Origin of the sequence: Bacillus sp. FSL W7-1034 (assembly GCF_038593365.1) — a bacterium.
GTDB classification, from domain to species: domain Bacteria; phylum Bacillota; class Bacilli; order Bacillales; family Bacillaceae; genus Bacillus; species Bacillus altitudinis.
Window position 1 is genome coordinate 3,252,398 of the sequence record NZ_CP151989.1, and the last position, 21,357, is coordinate 3,273,754.

Annotated in this window: 16 protein-coding genes and 1 pseudogene; 2 read left to right on the top strand and 15 right to left on the bottom strand. The window is 39.6% G+C overall.

All coding sequences use genetic code 11. The features are described 5' to 3' along the window. Window positions 1-6: 6 nt before the first annotated feature. The 7 genes and pseudogenes from NST73_RS16800 to tagD form a co-directional block, all read right to left on the bottom strand. A complete protein-coding gene (locus NST73_RS16800; RefSeq protein WP_144679126.1) occupies window positions 7-756 on the bottom strand; it encodes a hypothetical protein in 750 nt (249 codons plus the stop codon). Between the two features lie 53 nt (window positions 757-809). Then, on the bottom strand, window positions 810-2,087 hold the full coding sequence (locus NST73_RS16805) for a nucleotide sugar dehydrogenase (protein WP_144679125.1): 1,278 nt from the start codon (window positions 2,085-2,087) through the stop codon (window positions 810-812). 14 nt (window positions 2,088-2,101) lie between these two features. Further along, on the bottom strand, window positions 2,102-3,391 hold the full coding sequence (locus tag NST73_RS16810) for a glycosyltransferase (RefSeq protein WP_326241903.1): 1,290 nt from the start codon (window positions 3,389-3,391) through the stop codon (window positions 2,102-2,104). Continuing rightward, complete coding sequence (locus tag NST73_RS16815; RefSeq protein ID WP_144679123.1) at window positions 3,388-4,602, bottom strand: glycosyltransferase family 4 protein; 1,215 nt, start codon at window positions 4,600-4,602, stop codon at window positions 3,388-3,390. The genes NST73_RS16810 and NST73_RS16815 overlap by 4 nt, the downstream gene beginning before the upstream one ends. A 286-nt stretch (window positions 4,603-4,888) precedes the next feature. Beyond that, window positions 4,889-6,013: pseudogene (locus NST73_RS16820) on the bottom strand (CDP-glycerol glycerophosphotransferase family protein); the annotation flags it as partial. A gap of 99 nt (window positions 6,014-6,112) precedes the next feature. Continuing rightward, window positions 6,113-7,582 (bottom strand): alpha-glucosyltransferase N-terminal domain-containing protein, encoded by a 1,470-nt coding sequence (locus NST73_RS16825; RefSeq protein WP_342499235.1) that lies wholly within the window; start codon window positions 7,580-7,582, stop codon window positions 6,113-6,115. Between the two features lie 95 nt (window positions 7,583-7,677). Next, complete coding sequence (tagD, locus tag NST73_RS16830) at window positions 7,678-8,067, bottom strand: glycerol-3-phosphate cytidylyltransferase (protein WP_008343212.1); 390 nt, start codon at window positions 8,065-8,067, stop codon at window positions 7,678-7,680. 370 nt (window positions 8,068-8,437) lie between these two features. Between tagD and NST73_RS16835 the strand changes: the two genes are divergently transcribed. Further along, window positions 8,438-9,208 carry a WecB/TagA/CpsF family glycosyltransferase gene (locus NST73_RS16835; protein WP_024719265.1) on the top strand — a complete coding sequence of 257 codons (771 nt, stop codon included), beginning with the start codon at window positions 8,438-8,440 and terminating at the stop codon, window positions 9,206-9,208. An 11-nt stretch (window positions 9,209-9,219) separates the two neighbouring features. Beyond that, window positions 9,220-10,407: a CDP-glycerol glycerophosphotransferase family protein gene (locus NST73_RS16840; RefSeq protein WP_259253547.1), complete on the top strand. Its 1,188-nt coding sequence runs from the start codon at window positions 9,220-9,222 to the stop codon at window positions 10,405-10,407. A 17-nt stretch (window positions 10,408-10,424) separates the two neighbouring features. On the opposite strand, the gene NST73_RS16845 is transcribed toward NST73_RS16840, so the two are convergent. The 8 genes from NST73_RS16845 to NST73_RS16880 form a co-directional block, all read right to left on the bottom strand. Beyond that, window positions 10,425-13,055 (bottom strand): glucosaminidase domain-containing protein, encoded by a 2,631-nt coding sequence (locus tag NST73_RS16845; RefSeq protein WP_342499236.1) that lies wholly within the window; start codon window positions 13,053-13,055, stop codon window positions 10,425-10,427. 124 nt (window positions 13,056-13,179) lie between these two features. Continuing rightward, window positions 13,180-14,130, bottom strand: a complete 951-nt coding sequence (manA, locus tag NST73_RS16850) for a mannose-6-phosphate isomerase, class I (protein ID WP_041507862.1) — start codon at window positions 14,128-14,130, stop codon at window positions 13,180-13,182. 147 nt (window positions 14,131-14,277) lie between these two features. Further along, the gene (locus tag NST73_RS16855) at window positions 14,278-15,099 is read right to left on the bottom strand and encodes a carbohydrate ABC transporter permease (RefSeq protein ID WP_039165373.1); all 822 of its coding nucleotides are present in this window, start codon (window positions 15,097-15,099) and stop codon (window positions 14,278-14,280) included. Then, window positions 15,096-16,067: a sugar ABC transporter permease gene (locus NST73_RS16860; RefSeq protein ID WP_024719268.1), complete on the bottom strand. Its 972-nt coding sequence runs from the start codon at window positions 16,065-16,067 to the stop codon at window positions 15,096-15,098. Before NST73_RS16860 ends, NST73_RS16855 begins: the two co-directional genes overlap by 4 nt. Window positions 16,068-16,124: 57 nt before the next feature. Continuing rightward, entirely contained in the window at window positions 16,125-17,393 is a 1,269-nt protein-coding gene (locus NST73_RS16865; protein WP_035389707.1) for an ABC transporter substrate-binding protein, read from the bottom strand. A 99-nt stretch (window positions 17,394-17,492) separates the two neighbouring features. After that, on the bottom strand, window positions 17,493-18,914 hold the full coding sequence (locus NST73_RS16870) for a response regulator (protein ID WP_274660517.1): 1,422 nt from the start codon (window positions 18,912-18,914) through the stop codon (window positions 17,493-17,495). Then, complete coding sequence (locus NST73_RS16875; protein WP_073412905.1) at window positions 18,908-20,350, bottom strand: sensor histidine kinase; 1,443 nt, start codon at window positions 20,348-20,350, stop codon at window positions 18,908-18,910. The genes NST73_RS16870 and NST73_RS16875 overlap by 7 nt, the downstream gene beginning before the upstream one ends. Further along, the gene (locus NST73_RS16880; protein ID WP_342499237.1) at window positions 20,347-21,348 is read right to left on the bottom strand and encodes a sugar-binding protein; all 1,002 of its coding nucleotides are present in this window, start codon (window positions 21,346-21,348) and stop codon (window positions 20,347-20,349) included. Before NST73_RS16880 ends, NST73_RS16875 begins: the two co-directional genes overlap by 4 nt. Window positions 21,349-21,357 lie beyond the last annotated feature (9 nt).

A 21,357-nucleotide genomic window follows, 5' to 3' on the forward strand; every position in this document is an offset into this window, starting at 1 on the left:
ACAAATTCACCTATTCTTTCTTTTTTGAGATTTATATCTCCAGTAAGCTAGTGTCAATCTACCTAATTTGGATGAGGATAGAGCTTTGTAACGTTTTTTTATTAGGTTTAGTTCTTTTTCCATCTTATTAGCTTGTTCTAATATTTTTCTCTCGTTATTCACCAAATTTAACTTCTCTTCCTTTGACTCTACTAATCTTTTTAGAAGTTTTGATGTTAATTCAGTGTTTTGATTTTGACTTTCATTTTGACTATTATCTTCTACCTGCTTTATTCGAGATAGTATACTCAATAGATTTTCCGCAAAGTCTATCTCACTAGAACTTATAGGAATCGCAATAAATCCTGTCCATGAAGACCTGATGACTTGTTCAATACGAAAATTCTTTTTATGCATGTAAAGTATTAAAGAAACTATTGACTTTACTTGCAATGAATTTTGATTATGGTTAATCCAAAATAACAGCACACCATCATCTTTTAAAAATGGTAATGCATCATCAACTAATCGATCAACATCTGACATAAATTCAGTTGCATTTCCTAACACAAACGTATCTATTTTCTCTGACTGATTGGACAAAGAGCCTTGTTCAATCACTTCTTTGCCAATATAGGATAGATAATTTCTTTCTGCTTCTTCTAAATCAAATTGAAAAAAAACTCTTTTTCCCCTAGTGTTTGTTAATAACCATTTTTCTGGTTGGTCAGCATTTTCTTTAAATGTCTTAATAATTTCTGTTGAAGGTATATCCATTGCTACTCCTTTCTACTAAAACCGAGCTTTACATTCACCAAGGAAAAGCAGATTTAAACCAAGGCTTCTTCTTTTTTTATTTCAGAAGAGAGATTTCCAAAATTAATATAAGTGAAATGTTCATGTCGGTTTTGCAGAACATTTTTTGTGTCAAAAATCATTTTATTTTTCATGCCATCAAGTCTATCAAAATCAAATTCTTTAAACTCTTGATGATCGGTTAGAATCAAAATTAAATCAGATTGTTGAACAGCTTCTTCTAAGTTTTTAATGACAAACTCCTCATCCACATGCGGATCATATGCATCGATTTCATATTTATTCTGATTTTTTAATAAATGATAGATTTCCATTGCTGGGCTTTCTCGAATATCATCGACGTTTCCTTTGTACGTAAGTCCAAAAATAGTCACCTTATTTCCTTCTACTTTTTGCATAAGTTTCTCAACATTTTCGACGACATAGTATGGCATAGATGTATTAATAGAGCGTGATAAGTTAATCATTTTCGCTGTTTCAGGAGCCTTCGCTACAATAAAATACGGGTCTACTGCTAAACAATGTCCGCCGACACCAGGTCCAGGTGTATGCAGGTTAACACGTGGATGCTTATTCGCCATTTCAATGACATCTAGCGCATTAATGTCTAGATCATTACATACTTTGGTAAGTTCATTTGCCAGTGCTATGTTAACATCTCTAAATGTATTTTCCATTAGTTTAGACATTTCAGCGGTTTTGGCATTTGTTCTAATAATTTCACCTTGAACAAACGTTTCGTATACTTTTGCTCCCGCCTCTGTACAAGCTTCTGTAATCCCGCCAACGATCCGGTTATTAAAGATTAGTTCATGAAGAATCTGACCCGGCAGAACTCTTTCCGGACAATGTACTAGATATAGATCTTCACCAATAACGTAACCCTTTTCTTCGAATAATGGTTTAATCACGTCATCCATGCTTCTTGGACCAATAGTAGATTCGATAATTACAACATTCCCTTTTTTCAGGAATGGAATTACTTTCTCAACAGCGCTCTCTACGTACGTTAAATCACATGATTTATACATGTCATCACGGTTCGGTGTAGGAACAGCGATGATAAAGACATCTGCTTCCTCTGGTGTTAAAGAAGCTTTAAATTTTTCAAGTTTAATAACTTCAGTCAAAGCGTCTTGGAGACCTGGCTCCTCTATGTGAATCGTTCCACTATTTAAAGAGTCTATCACACTCGGTTTCACATCTACTCCTACGACCTTAACACCATGTTTCGCAAACATAATTGAAGTTGGCAGACCAATATACCCCAAACCTACTGTACAAAGTTTCATTATTTTTACTCTCCTTATGATTGAATTTGTCCATAAACATTTAAAAGTGATTTTTTTTCTTGTTCCCAATTGTATTTAAGCCTTGCCTGCTGACAATTCTGACTGTACTGACGACGCAATTCAGGATTTAAAACTAACTTGTTTACACCCGCTGCAATTGAAATCGGATCGTGAGAGTCAACGACTACTCCAATATTTTCACTGGAAACAACTTTCTTAATTTCTGGAAAGTCACATGAAATGACAGGCACACCCGCCATAATATATTCAAATAGTTTATTTGAAGAGGCTGAATAATGGTTGAAGCACACATTATTCAATACCTGAAAACCTAAATAAGCATTTTTTGTATACCTAGGGAGATCTTCCAAAGGCACCTTTGGTAAAAATTTCACTCGATCAGTGAGCTTCATGTCTTCCGTTAATTGCATGAGGCTTTCTTTAATTCGGCCATCTCCAATAAAGACGAGGATGCCTTCTTCAAAATTAGGTGCTGCCTTAACTAAATTTTCTAAACCTCTACCAGTTTGAATTCCACCTTGATACAACAGGATCTTTTCATCCTTGGAAATGTTTAAAATCTCATGCAAATCTATTTTCTCTATCTCTTTTTTTTGATCGAACGGATAGTTATGGACAACTTTTGGGTAAAAACCATAGAGGTCTTCGTTGTATTTGGCTCTCGTGTGATTTTCGACTATCATTTGATCAACAAACTTTAAAAGGAAAGATTCCATCTTCCCATATAGTTTGCTATCATACCCAGTCCTGCTTGTTTGAACTTCATGTGAATCATAGATGAGTTTTTTTCTGTTAAAAAGTTTAAACTTTGCACAAATAACACCCTGTGGTAAAGTATTTAAATCATTAGAATGATAGATATCATAATTTTTATTCCATCCTTTTACAATCATTCTTAAAAAGATACTAGATCTAATGATTAATGTTCTTACCTTTTTAAGAAGTAAGGATGAAAATAGGATTGTGAAGGCGATCGTTATAATTGGTAAATAAAAAACACCCGCAGCCCACACTAATAATAGAAGAAGTAGAAGATACTTTTTCTTCTTTAGCAAAGGCAGCATAGACTGAAATAAAACTAACCATCGAGGGTACCTTTTAACTCGGTGGACACGAAATCTTTCATTGATTTCCTCATATGTCTTTAATCCAGGCATTGATGGATCGTGTATACAAATTAGGTCGACATCAGATCCGTCTTCTGACAATGCTGTACATTCTCTCAAAACTCTGGCATCGTTGGTAAAGTGGTTCCATACAAACATACATATATTTTTTTTCATGCTTCATTAACCTTTTTTATAGTATTTTTTATTACATTATCTAAAATCATAATATTATTATCCCATAAAAAATTCTTTTCAATAAAGTTCTCGCAATTTGTTTTCATTTCTTGAACCAACTCCGGATGATGATACAAGCGTAAAATAAGAGAAACCATTTCGTCACTCGTTTTTGTTTTAGCTACTAAACCTACATTTTCTTGCTCAATTAAATTTTTTGAATATCCAGAAAGTGAAGCCACTACAGGTAACTGGCAGCTCAAGTAATCTATAATACGTCCTGGCAAAACCGTTTCAAAGATGACTGAACGATTAAGCGTTGCTATACCAATATCACAATTTGCCATCATTTTGAGACACTCTTTTCTTGATAATGGATCAATAAATTCAACGTGTTTCAATTCTTTTTCAATGATATATCTCTCTAATTCTTTCTTATTGACTCCATAACCTAGGATCATAAATCTGATATGATAATCCTTTAAACTCGTAACAATATCACGAAAGACATGCACATCTTGAGCAAGACCTAAATTTCCTGCGAACACTACTTTAAACTCTTTCCTCGTGTTTTTTACTGAAATTTCTGGCAGTTCTTCACGCCTTGCAGAGTTTGGTATGAACGTTAATTTAGCTTCTTGCTCCTGTAAATGCTTTTGAAAACCTTGGCTGTTAATGATAATATGATCTGATTTTGAATAGACAAATTTTTCTGCAAGTTTAAAAAAACCGATGATCATGGGATTTTTGAATATCCCCACTCCTTTTAAAGAGTCTGGCCACAAGTCTCTTATGTCTAAAATCATTTTTGTCTTATATCTAAATTTAGCAATAATTCCAGCAAAGGCAACAAAAATCGGGGGAGTTGTAACATAAATTAGATCATATTTATTTTTATCCTTAAAAATAAATATGATCATCCTAAGCATTATTTCTAGATAATAGAAAAGTCTATTCAAAAAGTTAAAAGCATATTTTTTGTTTTTTACTTTCACTCTTATAAATCTTTCATTCTGACTATTTAATTCTTCTTCGTCCCAAAGGTCATGAGAATCATAGAAATTTTTTTCTGGATAAGTTGGATCCGTTGTTAAAACTTTCACATCGTATCCTTTTCTGTGCAGCATCAAAAATATATTCTTGAGTCTATTACCAGCGCTACCTATTTCAGGGTAGAAATTTTGAGAAATTAATAAAATCCTTTTTGACAATCAAATCCCCTGCACTTTCAATTGACAATCGATATTGGTAAACACAACATATTTAAACAATTTTTTAACTATAACAACAATTATAGGTTTATGCTTCCTTAAAAACAACATCTTTTTGATTCTAAAGACTTTAAATCTTTTAATTTTCAACAAATTTCGCTAAAAAAGTTTTATTTTTTTAGAGAGATTTTGTCATTTACAGGCTTAAAGATCTAAAACTAAAGTTATAAAAAGGGCATAAATCCGGTAAACATACATTGAAAGTATGTTACCTGATTTATGCCCTTCATCTTTTTTCCTTATTCAGAATGGTCTCTACGACTCGCTTAGATGACTCCCCGTTCTCTAAGTAACAGAATTTCTCATAAAACGGTTCAAATGACGGTGGTAATGTAAAGGTCGATTTCTCTGTCTCTCTTATCCAGTCAATTACACTTACTGTTTCTTTCACAAGCGGACCAGGTGCTTCTTGTTCAAAGTCAAAATAGAACCCTCTTAGTTTGTCGCGATACGTTTCGATGTCTGGAACATAGAACAGCATTGGACGCCTAAGGTTTGCATAATCAAAGAACACGGAAGAGTAATCTGTCAAGAGTAGGTCAGAAATCATATAAAGGTCTCGAATGTCTTCGTAATGGGAGAAGTCATAAGCAAAGCCTTCATATGGTCCGAGATCAAAGTTTTCCGCTACTAAATAGTGCATACGAAGGATGATGATATATTCTTCTCCGATAGATGACCTCAACTCATGCAGATCAAGATCCAATTCAAATTTGTACTTTCCAATTGTATAATATTGATCGTCTCTCCAAGTCGGTGCATAGAGGATGATTTTTTTATCAAGAGGCAGGTTCATCTTTTGCTTCAGCGCTCTTATCGTTCCTTCATTATTCTGATTGTACAGAAAATCATTTCTTGGATACCCTGATTCAATCATGGTCTGTTGAAATTGGAACGCACGTGTAAAGATCTCAGTCGAGTATGCATTAGGAGATATAAGACAATCCCATTTCGATGCTTCTTTCGTGAAATTCTTTTTATATTTCTTCGTGTTTGCTCCAGGAATATGAACTTCGTCCATATCCACAGCCAGTCGTTTTAAAGGCGTCCCGTGCCATGTTTGCAAGTAAGTTGTGTGGCCTGGTTTTGGAATCCATAGCGGCAAACGGCTGTTTACAACCCAATACTCGGCTCTTGCCATTGCAAGAATCCATTTAAACGACAGACGATGAATATAATAGATGCCCTTTTCTTTAAACGGTGCTTCATACCCTTTTTTTACGCTCCAAATCAACGTATAGTCAGGGTGATTTTCTTTCATATACTCAAAAATAGCACGCGGGTTACAGCTGAATTGTTTTCCATTAAAGCTTTCAAAAATAACCGTTTTCTTTTTTGGCTGCAGTTTACTGACACCCAAAAACAAGAGTTTAAAAACGATGATATATAAAATTGTAACGATTTTTTTCATTTTCATTCACATGCTTTCACAAAGAATACAGTTCGTTCTTTAATTGATCTTCCAAGAATAGTAACCATTTTTCGTTTGGTAAGACCACCCATCTATTGACGAAGGTTTGTTGGTGAGCAGTTCTTCTTCCACTTCTAAACGCTGTAGTACCTCTTGACGATGTGTTTTTGACTTGCTTCGGATGTAAAAATCGACATGTTTCGTTTGATTGAGTTCGATCTGTTTCTTTGTTTGAAAATGACCAATCGGGAAAATCACTTGTTGATTTTCGTTGATGGTTTGAGAAATAATTTCAGCACCATTGACTCGATCAAATCCTGCAAAATCTATTTCTACCTGATCCGCGATGTTCATTTCGCCTTCCATCTCAAGCTGCAGATGAAGGACATGATGCTCAGAGCTTACATCACGCAACATCCATCTTGTATGTTCCACAACACTTCTTAGTTCTTCTTTAAGTACTCGATTATCAAGCATATTCTGAAGAGCTGCTCCCCAAGAAGTACCATCATCCTGTGGCAATAGATAAAAGGAAGGTTGTTCCCCTAAAATGTTTTCGACATCTTCCTTATGTTTCGGATGACAAAAGAAAATAGCATCTACTTGCTGCTTCCTGATTTGTTTAAATAGCTCTTCATAATGAGTGTGCAATTGACGGGGATTTTCCTCGTAGTGTGCGTCATGCACAAAAGCAGCATAAAATACTGAATCGGATTTTTCCATTTTAAACAGATCGTGATCTATCTCTCGATCTTCTGCAATCATCAATTTCATGCGTTCATTTTTTGTTTGAATATCAGATAGCCATTGCTGTACGATATCGGATTTTTTCACAAATGTGGTGATGCCTGTCTTCTTGTACCAATTAATATGCCTTACTGTATTCTTCTTGGCACTCCCAGAATATATGGTTTCCATGTAGATACTTCTATCATCTCTAATGAATTCTTCCAGAAAAGGGACACCCTTATGCGGAACATAGTGAAGTACTCTTCGTAAAGCGCCATGTATATCGTATTCTTCCCGTTTCATCAATTGCTGTTCTTCATTAAATTGATCTATATACAGAATGGGGGAAGAAGGTAGTTCGTATCTTGTCACTTGAACGGTTGAGTTGTCCTCAGATATAACGACTTCATTAATCGATTCCGATACGGAACCTGTAATAAACTCCGAATAAACCCTTTTACTCCCGCTCTCCGGTAAAATATAGTGTTCAAAAACATTCAAGATGGAAATTTGAGGGTGGACATTCTCCTCCAGGCTTCGAATATGCCCCTTTACATTTACATCAAAATTCAAAGTTAAGATGGTAGCTCGTTTATTCTTCTCAGCCAATGATTTTAATCTTAAGTTTAATGAATCCGTTAAGGTGTTGTCCTGTTTTGGCACATCCCCCATAATAAAGTAGTAGTCCATGTCAGGAATTTCAACCGATTTCATTGTTTCATTTCGTTTAGGTTGATCCAATGTGTGTTCACCTTTTTTCTTCATCCAATTTTGAAACACAGGAAGCTCTCCTTATAAAAATGATCACTTGCTATTGTATTTTACATGAAAAAGCACTTCTCACCAAAAGATAAGAAGTACTTTTTTTCAATCTATTATAGTCCAGCAATTTCTTCCTTAATTTGTGTTGTCGAAATACCTTCTGTTCTCTTCAAGTAAACGACTTCGCAATGCTCTTTCAAGAAATCAAATTTACCTTCCCAGTCATCCCCCATAACAAACACATCAATGTCATGTTCTTGTACGTCTCGGACTTTTTGATCCCAGCTGTTCTCTGGAATGACTTCATCTACATAACGAATGGTTTCTAAAATCAGCTTGCGATGCTCGTAGCTATGATAAGCCTTTTTTGATTTTTGTAAATTAAACTCATCTGTAGAGATGGCCACTACTAAGTAATCTCCAAGCTGTTTTGCACGCTCTAGCAGCTTGATATGCCCCCAGTGTAATAAATCAAATGTACCGTAAGTAATAACTTTCTTCATTGCAAACATAAACTCCTTTCTTCATCCTTATTCGACTGCTTCAAGCAGTAATGTTTATCCGTAATCCTATTCTCATCGGTCATGTTTTTTCGCTCTTCGGAACCTCATTATATCATAATGCCTAAAAAACGTTAAGAAAATGTAAAGACAAACTATTTCCAATTTAATGGATGAAATAGTGAAACTGCGTCAATACAGCATTTCAACGTTTTTAGAGACTAGTTGTTTATTAAAATGTCATGAAATTAAAAGGATTGTAAAGTTATTGTTAATATTTCATGGAGCAACTGTGATAAAATGATGAGTAGGCGAAGAATGAATTTACAATGAACGTTTCATAGATAACAAAATGAAAAAGGAGGTCTGAACAATGCAAACAGAAGTGGTCTCTAACCTTTCTTATGTAAATGGTGACTTAGATGAATTTATTAGCTATATCAACCAGCATCATATTTCCCAGAGAAGAGGCGCCATGATTGCGACAGTGAACCCAGAGATCGGCTATGCTGTCATGAAGGATGATGCATATCATCAAGTGGTTTCTTCTGCGGATTATGTACTGCCGGATGGTGTAGGCGTTGTGTTGATGTCACGCATGACGCAAAGTCCATTGAAATCAAGAATTGCAGGTTTTGATGTGTTCATGTCTATGCTTGATCTCGCAAACAAGCAATCTAAAAGTATTTTTTTATATGGTGCGAAAAAAGAAGTGCTTGAGGCTGTCAAACAGCGAATTGATACGGAATATCCGAATGTGGTGATTGCAGGCAGCTGTGATGGTTATCAAGCGGATAAACGGTTTGTGGCAAAACAAATTGCTCGTTCAAAGGCAGATATGGTGTTTGTTGCTTTAGGTTATCCGAACCAAGAGAACTTTATTTATGAATACCGTCATTTGTTCCCGCAAGCTGTTTGCATCGGTTTAGGCGGAAGCTTTGATGTATTTAGTGGAACGGTAAAGCGTGCACCACGCTGGATGATTAAAACAAATACGGAATGGCTGTACAGACTCATTGTCAATCCGTGGAGATGGAAACGAATGCTGAATATCCCAAAGTACGCTTTTGCCGTATTAAAAGAAAACAAAGGGAAAAAGCGCTACTATCCTGAGCAAGTAAAAGATCAGACGAAGCAGCTGTGAGAGACTGATACATGATGAATATACGCTCAATGATCATCTCATGCTATGCAGCCTTTGTTTCTTTTGCTGGATGGCTCATGAGCGGCGTGAAACCTCGTGACAATCAGGTGACGCTGCTTGTTTCATTCCAAGAGAATGCAGCTGCTCTCATCGATACTTATCAAAAACAGGCGAATATGACAATGAAGCTCACTGTCCTCTATACGAAGCATGCTTCTGTGATAGAAAAGGACGTGCCTCATGTGTCATTTCGCTATTTTCATGAAAAAAATCCCATCCATCTCATTCAATGTATCTATACGATGCTAAAAAGCAAAGTCGTCGTCACAGATAATTATTTTCTGATGACAAGTGTGCTAAGAAATAGACCTTCTACTACTTGTATTCAAGTGTGGCACGCCAATGGTGCTTTGAAAAAGTTCGGTCTTGAAGATGCTTCAAATCATCACCGTAGTTCTCGTGATCTGCAGCGTTTCAAGCGGGTCTATGCGTCTTTCGATTATATCGTTACTGGCTCAGATCACATGCGCGAGATTTTCAAAACTTCATTTGGCGTCAACGACGATCGTTTTTTGCCAACAGGTGTACCCTTCACAGATGCGTACTATGATGAGCGCCCTATTTCCTTTCAAACGGATATTTTTCCAAAAGGCAAAAAAGTGCTGCTGTATGCGCCGACCTACCGGGACTTTGCAATGAACGGTCTTGTCTTACCTTTTTCTAAAGAACAATTGCAGAGTGAGCTGAATGGCGACTATATTCTGCTCGTCAAACTTCATCCTGCGGTGAAACATTTAGCCAAAGCAGAAACAGATGGCGAGTGGATCTTTGATGTGTCCGATCAGCCGCTCTTTCCATTGCTCTCTGTATGCGATGTCCTGATTACAGATTATTCATCCATTGTGTTTGAATATGCGCTGCTCCGAAAGCCTGTTTTGTTCTTCACTTACGATCTAGAGACTTATCGCACAAAACGCGGCTTAGTCGAACGTTATGAAGACATCATTCCAGGAAAGGCTTGCGTCACTCAAGATATGCTCTTAACGGAGCTTAAGCAGCTAAACGAATCAGCCAATCAAGACTTATTGAAAACCTTTGCTGAGGAATGGAATCAATATTCAAAAGGGAAATCAAGTCAGCAGCTTCTTTCCTTTATTGAACATCAGCTCCTACACAAAAAACGTCCGGCTTCTCATTAAGAAGCACGGACGTTTTTTTATTTGTTATACACGGGGATATCATAATACAGCGTATAGTTATCAAGTAAGTTATACAAACTATACATACGAGTGACCTGTTTAGAAGCCCAGCCAATATCTGTTGCATATTGGTGAGTGGCTGTCGCAGACCAGCGCATTTTGTAAATGGTATCTTGTTTGTATGTGGCATTATTGATGTAGCTGTTGCCAATGAATTTTGCCCCGCCAATAATGGCTGCCTCTGGTGTGAACCATTGCTGTTCATACGCATATTTTGCTCCGAGGTAATTCGGGTTGCTGTCATATGCGCCAATGCCATACATGTTGTACACGATTCTATCATTAAACTTCGTACCGTTCGCTAAAATGGAACTGCCGTTGCCTGTTTCAAGCAATGCATGTGAAATCAGATAGATTTCGTTAATATGATACGTTTTTGCTGCTGTGATAAAGGCTTGTCCTTTTCCGGCAAGAATCCCTTTCCCTGCTAAAATCTTCGTATTCACTTCAGTTGGATTGAGATTTGCAGCTTCAGAGAGTTTGAGAAATTGAAAATAAGATTGAGTGCCCTCCGCGATATTCGCTGGATCTACATATTTTAATACTTCTGCTGAACTCGCATTTCTCCAGCCGAGGCTGATCTTGATCCAGTTGCCTTCTTTTCCAAGCTGCTTCACTTTTGTCCCTTTGTTCAGCTGTGCGACGATGTTGCTAGCCGAACTTGAATCAGGTGTAGAACGTACATTTAGCCCGTCTGTATTCACTGTGGACGTCGCTGGGTCTACATATGTCGCATAGACGTAGGCTGCACCATCTGTCTGCGGCGACACCTTCATTTGTTTGTTTACCATCTCATTGACTGTGAGGTTATAATTCGTCTGCATCACCATTGGACCATTTTTGATTTTGGTCGCAGTGGCTGTCCAGCCGTATTGGCTTTTCACAAAAGCAATGGCCGCATTCGCATTTGGTAACCCTGTAAACTGCTGTGTGATGTTGATTTTATATGCCGGTTTTGTCGTTGTTGTATAAGCAGCTGGTTCATTTCGTTTTTTGAAGAATGTCATGCCTTGGTCTCTTAAGGCAGCAGTCGAAATAACCCCTGTTTTGATCTGATATTGACCATAATCAGTTGCTCCCGTTTTTTGAGCGGCTGCTTTCATTTTTTGTTTGGTTAAATAACTTAAGGCTTGATTCAGCTTTGTCTGATTCACAGTTGCCTCTGTCGTAATACGGTATTGCTTAACAGCTTCTGTTAATGTTTTTGTACTGCTGGCAACTCCATTTTTTTTCATGATCTCTTGTGCCTGCTTCACTTTGCTTTGATCATATACAGGAGCTGTCATTAGGCTGTATGCTTTACTGACGGCTTGTCCCTTGCCTGTTGTGATGCTGCTTGTCACCTTTTGTGCTTTTAAGTATGCAGCACCTTTATTTACTTTTTTCTGATCTGTTGCTTGATTCACAACAAGTCGATACGTGCTGTCAGATGCTTTGCCTGTTTTTTTCGTTGTGGCGGATACTTTTTTCTTTTGGAAAAATGCCGTTGCTTTTTTCGCTTGATCATCGCCCAAAAGATTCCCAGTCACTACTTGATATGGCTGTGTAGAGGAGATTTTTTTAGACGTATAGCGCCATTTCTTTTTCTTGAAAAAGGCAACTGTTTTTGCGTAAGTTGTGTCATTTAATTGATTGAGCTTTACGATATAATTTTTCGTTTTTCCTACTCGCTGCACAGTACCTGACACACCAGCTTGTTTTTTGATCTGAGCCGCCGCTGAGGCTGCTTCTTTATTGTCTTTGAAATAGCCTGATTCCATGCTATATACATTTTTAACAGCTCCAGCCTTCTGAATCTTTCCGCTAATTTTCGCTTCTTTTTGCAGCTGGGTCAGAAGGGTTTGCGCTTTAGACTGATTCGTTTGTGCAGCAGATGTGACGATGTAATACGGTTTGCCTGCTGCTACCGTTTGGAGTACTGCTTTTAAACCAGATTCCTTTTGAAAACCTTGCAGGATGGTATTTGCCTTACTCTGTCCGACAATATTGCCTGAGATCAGCTGATACACGGTGCCAGCTTTGTTTTCGGTTTGATATGTACTAGTGACTCCGGCCTGTTTTTGTAGTTCGGTTTGAATATTTTTGACTTTCGTTTCAGAATCAATGGCTCCTGAAATGACCTGATATGATGGTCTGCTTTGATTGATAGCTTCATACGCGCTATTGAGTCCTGATGTTTTCGTCAGCTCGAGCGTCAGTTTTTTCGCCTGACTTTCATCGTTGATTGGATCAGATACGATTTTCTGTAAAGGAAGGCGGTCACCTACTGGAGACACCGTACCGCTCATGCCTAACTCTTTTTTTAATGCAGCGGCACTTGCACTCGCTGCTGCTTGTGAGTCATATCCTGAGGCAGTTAGCTGATAAGTCGATGTATTTCCTGAGGTTTGATACGTGGCTGTCCACTTCTTATCCTTTTTCAACGTGTCAACCGCTTTTTTGACTTCTGCTTCTGTTGTAAATACTTTTGAGGTGCTAATCGTATAAATGGATTGATCGACATAGGAGGCTGCTTGCACTTCTTTGCCCGTGTGTAATGTCATACCAAAGGCAGCTGCGAGTAACATAATCTTGATGGTTTTTTTCACGGTCCCTGTCCCTCTCTTAACTTTGCATAATAGTCTACTAATCTCTTTATCGACAAAAACAAGTCTCTTTCAAGTCCTTTATGCAATAGAAAAATAGAGGACTCCCTCGAAGTCCTCTTTATCTTTATATATGTGACACAATCAGTTCACAAGATCCTTCAATGGTGAAGTTCCCTGTTTCAGCAGGCAGGATAAAATGGGCTCCTTTTGGCAGCGGATATGTATGTCCATTATGCTCTAAGGACCCTTCCCCATTAATAACGCTGCACAGCAAAAACGGATAATCTTGCGATAGCTCTACTTTTTGATCAATTTCCCATTTATACACAGAAAAATATTCTGCTTCTACAAATGTTCTAATGGTCACCCCTGGACGAGTTTCTACTGATTCATCTGCATAACCGTCTACATGAGGAACCGTTGTGACATCAATGGCCTGCGTGAAGTGAAGTTCACGTTCATGGCCATTTTGGTCTTTTCGTTCATAATCATACACCCGATAGGTCGTATCTGAACTTTGCTGCGTTTCAAGAACCAGTGTGCCTTCACATAGCGCATGAATGGTACCGCTTGGCACATAATAAAAATCGCCCGGCTTAATTTTCACTCGCCGCAAAAGGCCTTCCCAATCTCCGCTGTTCATCATGGTCACAAGCTCAGTTCTCGTCCGTGCATTATGACCATAGATCATTTCTGCGCCTTCTTTGCAGTCAATGATATACCAGCACTCTGTTTTCCCAAGCTCACCATTTTCATGTCTTTCCGCATAATCATCATCTGGATGAACTTGAACGGATAAGTCTTGGTTTGCATCTAAAATTTTGGTTAAGAGCGGGAAGCGATCGCCTTCTATTCCCCCAAACAATTCTCTGTGATTGTTCCATAGTTCGATCAGCGTTTTCCCTTTATATGGACCGTCTTGCACGACACTTGGTCCGTTTGGATGAGCAGAAATTGCCCAGCATTCTCCCGTTTGATCAGAAGGAATATCATAGCCAAATTGATCCCTTAAGGCTGTACCTCCCCATATTCTCTCCTTCAATTCAGGCAGTAAAAAAATTGGTGACTGCTTCATTCAGGATGACTCCTCCCTTTGCTACCCTTTGATAATCCTTGCCTAGCATGATGAAAACTAGCAAGTCTCAACTTTTATTATGACGCTATCTAAAGAGAAGTCAATCCTTTCAGTACACCGAATGAAAACGATAACAAGAAAATCAATTTACCCTTTGACAGAGCCTGCAAGAAGCCCTTTCACAAAGTATTTTCCAAGTAGAATATAGACCAAAAGTGTCGGCAGCGCAGCCAAGATGGCACCTGCCATTTGAACATTCCATTGCACAATTTGACTGCCTGATAAATTTTGCAACGCAACCATGACCGGCTGATTCTCTGCTGTGGTCATAGTGACCGCAAATAGAAACTCATTCCACACATTTGTGAACTGCCAAATGGCAACCACGACAAACCCTGTGATGGAAAGCGGCAAAATCATATGTCTGAAGATCCCGATAAACCCAGCTCCATCCATCTTCGCTGATTCAATCATTTCATCAGGAATGCTCACATAAAAATTGCGGAACATGAGTGTTGTGATTGGCAGGCCATATACGACATGGACAAGCACAAGTCCCGGAATGGAGTTATACAAGCCGATTTCACGTAAAAATTGAATAAGTGGAATGAGGATACTTTGGTATGGAATAAACATACCGAACAACATGAAGGTAAACACCACTTCTGATCCTTTAAAGCGCCATTTAGACAGCACATAGCCATTCATTGCACCTAATACAGCTGACAATAAGGTAGCAGGAATGACTAGATAAAGAGAATTCATTAAATTGGGTGATAACTTTTCAAAAGCGATTTTGTAGCTTGAGAAATCAAGTGTAGATGGAAGCGACCACATTCGCTCAAGGGTAACTTCACCTAATGGCTTTAAGCTTGTGACGATCATGACATAAACAGGCATGAGAAAAAACAAACTGCACAGTATTAATAAAGCATAAAGAACTGGGCGGACAAATCCTCTTGCGGTCATGATGAAGCCCCCTTCCGGCTAGACAGGAGATACGGCACGATAAAGACCGCAACAGAAATCAACATGACGATCGCAATGGCGGCACCACCTGCATAATGGTTTCCTCTAAAGGTCATTTCAAACATATAAACACCTGGCACATCGGTGACAAAGTTTGCACCTGGTCCTGTCATCGAGTAAATCAAATCGAAGATCTTTAAAGAAATATGTGCCATGATAATGACGACGCTCGCTGTGATTGGTTTTAACAGCGGGAAAATGATTTTCCAGTAGATTTGCCACTCGGTTGCGCCATCCATTCTAGCAGCCTCTCTCACTTCCTCTGGAATGCCTCTAAGACCAGCCAAATACATCGCAAGTGAGAACCCTGTCATCTGCCACACAGCAGCGATGACAACTGCAATCATTGCTGCCGGTACACCAAACTCAATTTTTCCCCAGACAAATCCAGCTAAAATGTTCGTATCCGTGTACCACTTGGGCTGGATGCCGAGTGTTTTTAAAAACAGATTCACCCCAGTAGATGGATTTAGGATCCATTGCCACACAACACCTGTGACAACAAAGGAAAGGGCCATCGGAAAGAAGAAGAGATTCCGAAAAAGTGATTCTCCCTTGATCTTCTGGTCTAGTAAAATGGCCAGTACAAGTCCAGAAGCAATGACTGCTCCAATAAAGAATAATGTAAAAAAGACCGTGTTTCGAAGATCTGACTGAAAGCGAAAATCTTGAAACAGCATGACATAATTTTTCATACCTGCGAAAGAAAAATCAGGAACAAGCGAGGTCCAGTTCGATAATGAAACATATCCTGTCCACCCAATAAAGCCGTAAACAAAAATGAATAATAAAACAGCTGACGGTGCTAAAAATAGCAGGGCAAGCAGCTGGTCTCCATTCCATTTTTTCCGAACACGTTTCACTTTTGCTGCTGGTGTTTTTGTGATCGGCGATGTGTCCATGCGCATGAAGCTACACTCCTTTTTTAAAAAAGAGGCGGTGCCTAACGGCCGCCTCTTTCATCTTTATTTCATTGAATCTTTTAAAGAAGAAACGAACTGACTGCTGTCTTTTTGTGTCACGAAGATATTGACGGCTTGGTTCGCCTTCGTGACAAAACCTTCTTCAGCAGCTGAGCCATGCGCAAGAGACGGTGCCAGCTTTGACTCTTTAAACGCCTTCATTGCCGATTTTCCGTATTCATCATATTTTGATACGTCTGCATCCACACGTGCCGGTATTGACCCTTTCAACGGATTAAACGCATCCTGTCCTTCCACAGATCCTAAGACAGATAAGAATTTTTTCACGTTTTCTGGCTGTTTGACACCCTTTGGCAGTCCGAATGTATCCGTGATGACCATAAAGCTGCCCTCCGTACCAGGAGTAGCCACGTATCCAAAGTCTTTATTCACCTTCAAATCTAGATCATTTACAAAGTATCCTTTTGCCCAATCGCCCATGACATTCATTGCAGCTTCCCCTTTTGCCACGAGCTGTGAGGCATCCTGCCAGTTACGCGAGCTATGATCGTCGTTGACGTATTCGAGCATACGTCCAAAGATGTCTGCCGCTTCCTTCACTTTTGCATCATCCATTTTTAAGTCGCCCGCCCAAAGTTTTTGATAGTCATCTGCACCTAGTACACCTAGAAGAACGCTTTCAAACAAATGAGTCGCTGCCCAAGGTTCTTTATCCCCAAGCGCAAGAGGAGTAATCCCTTTTTTCTTTAAGGCATCGGCTGTTTTGAAAAATTCATCAAACGTCGTTGGCGGTTCTAAGCCCTGATCTTCAAATACTTTTTTGTTATACCAAAGCACATTGCCTCTGTGAATATTCACTGGAACGGAATAGATTTTCCCGTCTTTGCTCACAAGGTCAATCAGTGATTCTGGAAATTTATCCTTCCAGCCTTCTTTCTCATAAAGGTCATCCAGCGGCTCCATTTTACCTGCGGCTACCCAGCTCTCATTCAGCTCTGCTCCCCCGTGTACTTGGAAAGTAGCTGGCGGATCATCTCCTTGCATCCGGCTTGTTAGAACAGCCTTTGCATTCGTACCAGCGCCACCAGCGACAGCTGCATTTTCAATTGGAATGTCTTTATTTTTCTCTTCAAACAATTGAATGAGTGCCTTCAGTCCGTCTTCCTCACCTGCACCAGTCCACCAAGAGAAAATTTCTAGTTTCTCCGCTCCGCCCTCTTTTTTTGCATCTGAGTTCGTCGATGAACTGCAAGCAGAGACGACCAGCATACAGAGTGCCAATAAAGTAAAGCCTAATTTAAACTTCATCATGGATCCCCCATCCCTATTTTGTAAGCGTTATCAAAATAATTATACTGGCAGATCCTTGCCTTTTTTCAGGCAAACTTCTTCACTTTTTTATGAAATTCTTCATTTTTTTACGACCTGTTTTCGATATTCCTTCGGTGAACAGCCAACCATTTTTTTAAACACACGACTGACGTAATTCGGATCAGTATATCCTGCTTGATAGGTGATTTCTTTTAAACTAAGCGAACTCTCTTTCAGTAGCTTCTTCATTTTATCCATCCTACAGGTCGTCACATATTCTTTAAACGTCAGACCTGTCTCATCCTTAAAGCGTTTGGTGAAATACGTCGGGCTTAAATCAACATAGGCGGCCGTTTGCTCCAGCGTGATATGTTCGCAAAAATGTGTTTGAATGTATCGTTTCGCCCGTTCTATATCATTCACCGTCTGGGTTCTTGCTTCATACAGATCAAATAAATGTTCACAGCATTGGCGGCATTCTGTTTCTGTAGTGATAGCCAGAATCGGCACATCTGCACGAAGTCGTGATTTGAGTAAAATGAGCAGCTCTTTCACATGAGAAATGGTTGCACCTTCTAATTGGAAGGCATCATAGTAAGCAAGAGCATCATCTCTTCTCCCTTCTTCTAGTGCCAGCATCATGTCATCGGCAAGCTCAGGCAAGTTGATCAATACGTAAGATTGTCTATCTGTATAGTAAAAGCCATAACGAACCGCACCGTCATCTTTTTTTCGCTGATAATAGGAAAGCTTCGCTTCTGCCGCACTTTTCTGAAGTTGAAGTGGATTTGAGACAGGATGACCCATGCCAACAATGACAGGTGAATGCTGCTCGCTTGTCATGGCAGCGCGAATCGCTTGCAGTACATTCGCCTTTAGATGACCAGGTGATTGACGGCTGTAAATCAAGCATGTAAACAGCTCACCGCTCACTTTGATAGGCACTGCTTGAAAAAGAGCAGACTCCTGCAAATGATTCAGGAGTTGATCCCCGCCTGTCCGCTGAACAGCGATCACTAGACCTGCTTGAAAATCCTGAAACAGCCGCTCAAACACTGTGGAGGAATAAGATTGACCGTTCAACACATGAGCTTCCAGCCATTTTGACTGCTGATTGACTTTCTCCGCCTGCCGCAGGGAGACCTCCTGCTGTATTTCTGCCGCAACAGAACGGATCGCTGTAATGGTTTCGTCTTTATCAGCTGGTTTGACAAGGTATTGTTTGACCCCTTCCTGCATGGCTTGCTTGGCATAATCAAATGTATCGTAGGCTGTCAGCATAATAAATTTAGTATGAGGACAGCTTGCTTTGATCTGTTTGATCGCTGTGAGTCCATCCATGCCTGGCATCTGAATATCCATGAGCACAAGGTCAATTGGCTTAGACCGCGCCAATTCCACCGCCTTTTTTCCATTCGCAGCTTCCCCTGCAATATGACAGTCTGGCAGCCATTCGGTCATGAACTTACGCATCGCCATTCGTTCAATTTTTTCATCATCCACAATCAGCACGTTCAGCATGCTCGTTCCTCCTTGATTGGTATTGTCAATTGAATGGTGGTCCCTTCGTTTGGCTTTGAATCAATTTGAAGGGCATCCTGCACTCCGTAAAACAAACGCAGCCTCGACATCACATTTCGAAGACCAATTCCTGTCGAGTGACCTTTACTACGTGTGTCTGAATGATCTTCTTCCTCTTGCGATAGCAATCTCTTTTTCTCTTGATCACTGATGCCAAGTCCATTATCCCGAATCCGAATCATGACAAAGCCATCATCTCGATCAATAGAGAGCTCTACAAGCCCCCCTTCCTCTTTTGGTTCTACCCCATGAATAAAGGCATTTTCGACAAGCGGCTGCAATGTAAGGCTCGGAATGTGAACAGATAGACACGACTCATCTATGGTCGTTTTGCATGTAATACGATCGGAAAATCTTGTTTCTTGTATATGAAAATATTCTTTTACCACTTTCACTTCTTGTTCTAACGTAACAGATGCGCTGAGAGGAGATAGCGAATACCGCATCAGCGTAGAAACGGATTGTATCAATCTCGATGTCGCATCAGCTGATTCTAAGTACGCCATACGTGAAACGATGTTTAATGTATTAAATAAAAAATGTGGATTCATTTGGTTTTGTAGTGTTTTCAGCTTCATGTCTTTAATTTTCTGATCTAAAGCGGCCTTTTGTTTCATCTCTTCAATCATGACCTTCATCTCTCGCCGCATTCGCTCAAAGGCATGATTTAACACAGAGATTTCGTCCTTTGACGACACATGCAAATTTGGACCGTCAAAATTTCCTTCTGATACTTCTTTGGCACTTCGAGACAGATGAACGATCGGTCTTGAAATTCCACCCGCAATGATATAGGCCATCCATAAAGCGATGCCTATCGATAATGTAAACAGACATAGAGTAAAAAGCGCATACGTTTGATGTCTTTTTTGAAGGGATTGGTAGAGTACTTGATACTCAGATAATTCATCATCCAAAAGAGTCATTGTCTGCTCTTGGATATAAGAGGACACGGTTCTTACTTCTTTCACACTTGCAGCATATTCTTTGATTTTCCCTTCTTTGACATGATTCATTGTCGCATCACTTTCGTTTATGAGCGTCCGCATCATATATTGATATTTTTCAATGGAGGGGATGGCGGCATGAAGCCCTGCATCTTTGAGCAATGCTTGATCATATGATGTCATTTTCTGTTTTGATTCAGCATACCCCTTGGCAAACGCCTGATCCTTTTCGATGGCAAAGGCGTTGACCTTTTCATACATCGTTTTTGCCTCTGTCGAAATATCATTCAGCAGGAGAAAGGAACGAAAGCTCTTGCTATATTCTGATGTGATTTTTGAACTGCTCCAATACACAAAAAAAGCGGCCACATTACCAAGGAGCACAAGAATTAAAAATGCCAATAATAATTTACTTCGTATTTTTCTCATGGCTGAACCCCCTGTGGTCTTTCCGTTTGATGAAGGGGCAGGTCTCCTCGCCGAATCACACTCGTCCCTGTGTACTGAAGCGGTTCTTGTTTATCCCCTTGCTGCAAACGAACAAGAGATTCAACCGCTTGATAGCCCATTTCATAAGGGTGCTGTACAACCACTGCATCAATTTTCCCATCATCCAGCGCTTGAATCGTATCAGGCAGAGTATCAAATGCGAGCACATAAACATCTTTAGACGAATGATATTGCTCTGTTGCTTGAATAATGCCGACACCGTCTAATGCGCTTGTTCCATAAAATGCGGTGAGCTGCGTATGATCATTTAACAATTTATACGCAGCACCGGAAGCACCTGATTTCGTAATCGCCGACTCTTCTATTCCAGCAATATGAATGCGTTTCTCACCAGAAACGGCATCTCGAAACCCCTTCACGCGAAGCTTCTGGTGAATCGCATCAAGCCGTCCCGTCACAATGCCCACATACTGTTCGCCTTTTGTATCGGCGATGAGTGCCTGTCCGGCGATAAAGCCAGAATAATAGTTATCTGTTCCGACATACACTTGACGCTTGCTCCCCTCTGCATCGGTATCGACTGTGACAACATCTATACCTTTCTCTCTTGCTTTTTGAAAGAGCGGTTTGTATCTCTTTGCATCAAGCCCTTGCGTCATAATGCCATCCACATGACCAGCAATCGCCATATCAATGGTTTTCAGGTGATCATCCAAATCAGCCTGCTTTGGACCTAGGTATTCAAGATACACCCGATGAACTTCCGCCGCATCAGCAGCTCCCTTTTGCACCAATTGCCAATATTCATTATCAAGTTCCTCTGGTACAAGAACAAAGTGATATTGATAAGTTGATACCGCCTCTTCGGAAGCGCTTTCAATTTTAACTAAATCTTGACCTAATATAGATAAAAAAAGAACAGATACGACACAAAATGTGAGAAATGCGCCCATTCCGAACAACTTCGACCATTTCATTCACATTCT

Coding starts and splice junctions, on each gene's coding strand:
- NST73_RS16800 (WP_144679126.1), bottom strand. CDS start 756: ATGGATATACCTTCAACAGAAATTATTAAGACATTTAAAGAAAATGCT.
- NST73_RS16805 (WP_144679125.1), bottom strand. CDS start 2,087: ATGAAACTTTGTACAGTAGGTTTGGGGTATATTGGTCTGCCAACTTCA.
- NST73_RS16810 (WP_326241903.1), bottom strand. CDS start 3,391: ATGAAAAAAAATATATGTATGTTTGTATGGAACCACTTTACCAACGAT.
- tagD (WP_008343212.1), bottom strand. CDS start 8,067: ATGAAGAAAGTTATTACTTACGGTACATTTGATTTATTACACTGGGGG.
- NST73_RS16835 (WP_024719265.1), top strand. CDS start 8,438: ATGCAAACAGAAGTGGTCTCTAACCTTTCTTATGTAAATGGTGACTTA.
- NST73_RS16840 (WP_259253547.1), top strand. CDS start 9,220: ATGATGAATATACGCTCAATGATCATCTCATGCTATGCAGCCTTTGTT.
- manA (WP_041507862.1), bottom strand. CDS start 14,130: ATGAAGCAGTCACCAATTTTTTTACTGCCTGAATTGAAGGAGAGAATA.
- NST73_RS16855 (WP_039165373.1), bottom strand. CDS start 15,099: ATGACCGCAAGAGGATTTGTCCGCCCAGTTCTTTATGCTTTATTAATA.
- NST73_RS16860 (WP_024719268.1), bottom strand. CDS start 16,067: ATGCGCATGGACACATCGCCGATCACAAAAACACCAGCAGCAAAAGTG.
- NST73_RS16865 (WP_035389707.1), bottom strand. CDS start 17,393: ATGATGAAGTTTAAATTAGGCTTTACTTTATTGGCACTCTGTATGCTG.
- NST73_RS16870 (WP_274660517.1), bottom strand. CDS start 18,914: ATGCTGAACGTGCTGATTGTGGATGATGAAAAAATTGAACGAATGGCG.
- NST73_RS16875 (WP_073412905.1), bottom strand. CDS start 20,350: ATGAGAAAAATACGAAGTAAATTATTATTGGCATTTTTAATTCTTGTG.
- NST73_RS16880 (WP_342499237.1), bottom strand. CDS start 21,348: ATGAAATGGTCGAAGTTGTTCGGAATGGGCGCATTTCTCACATTTTGT.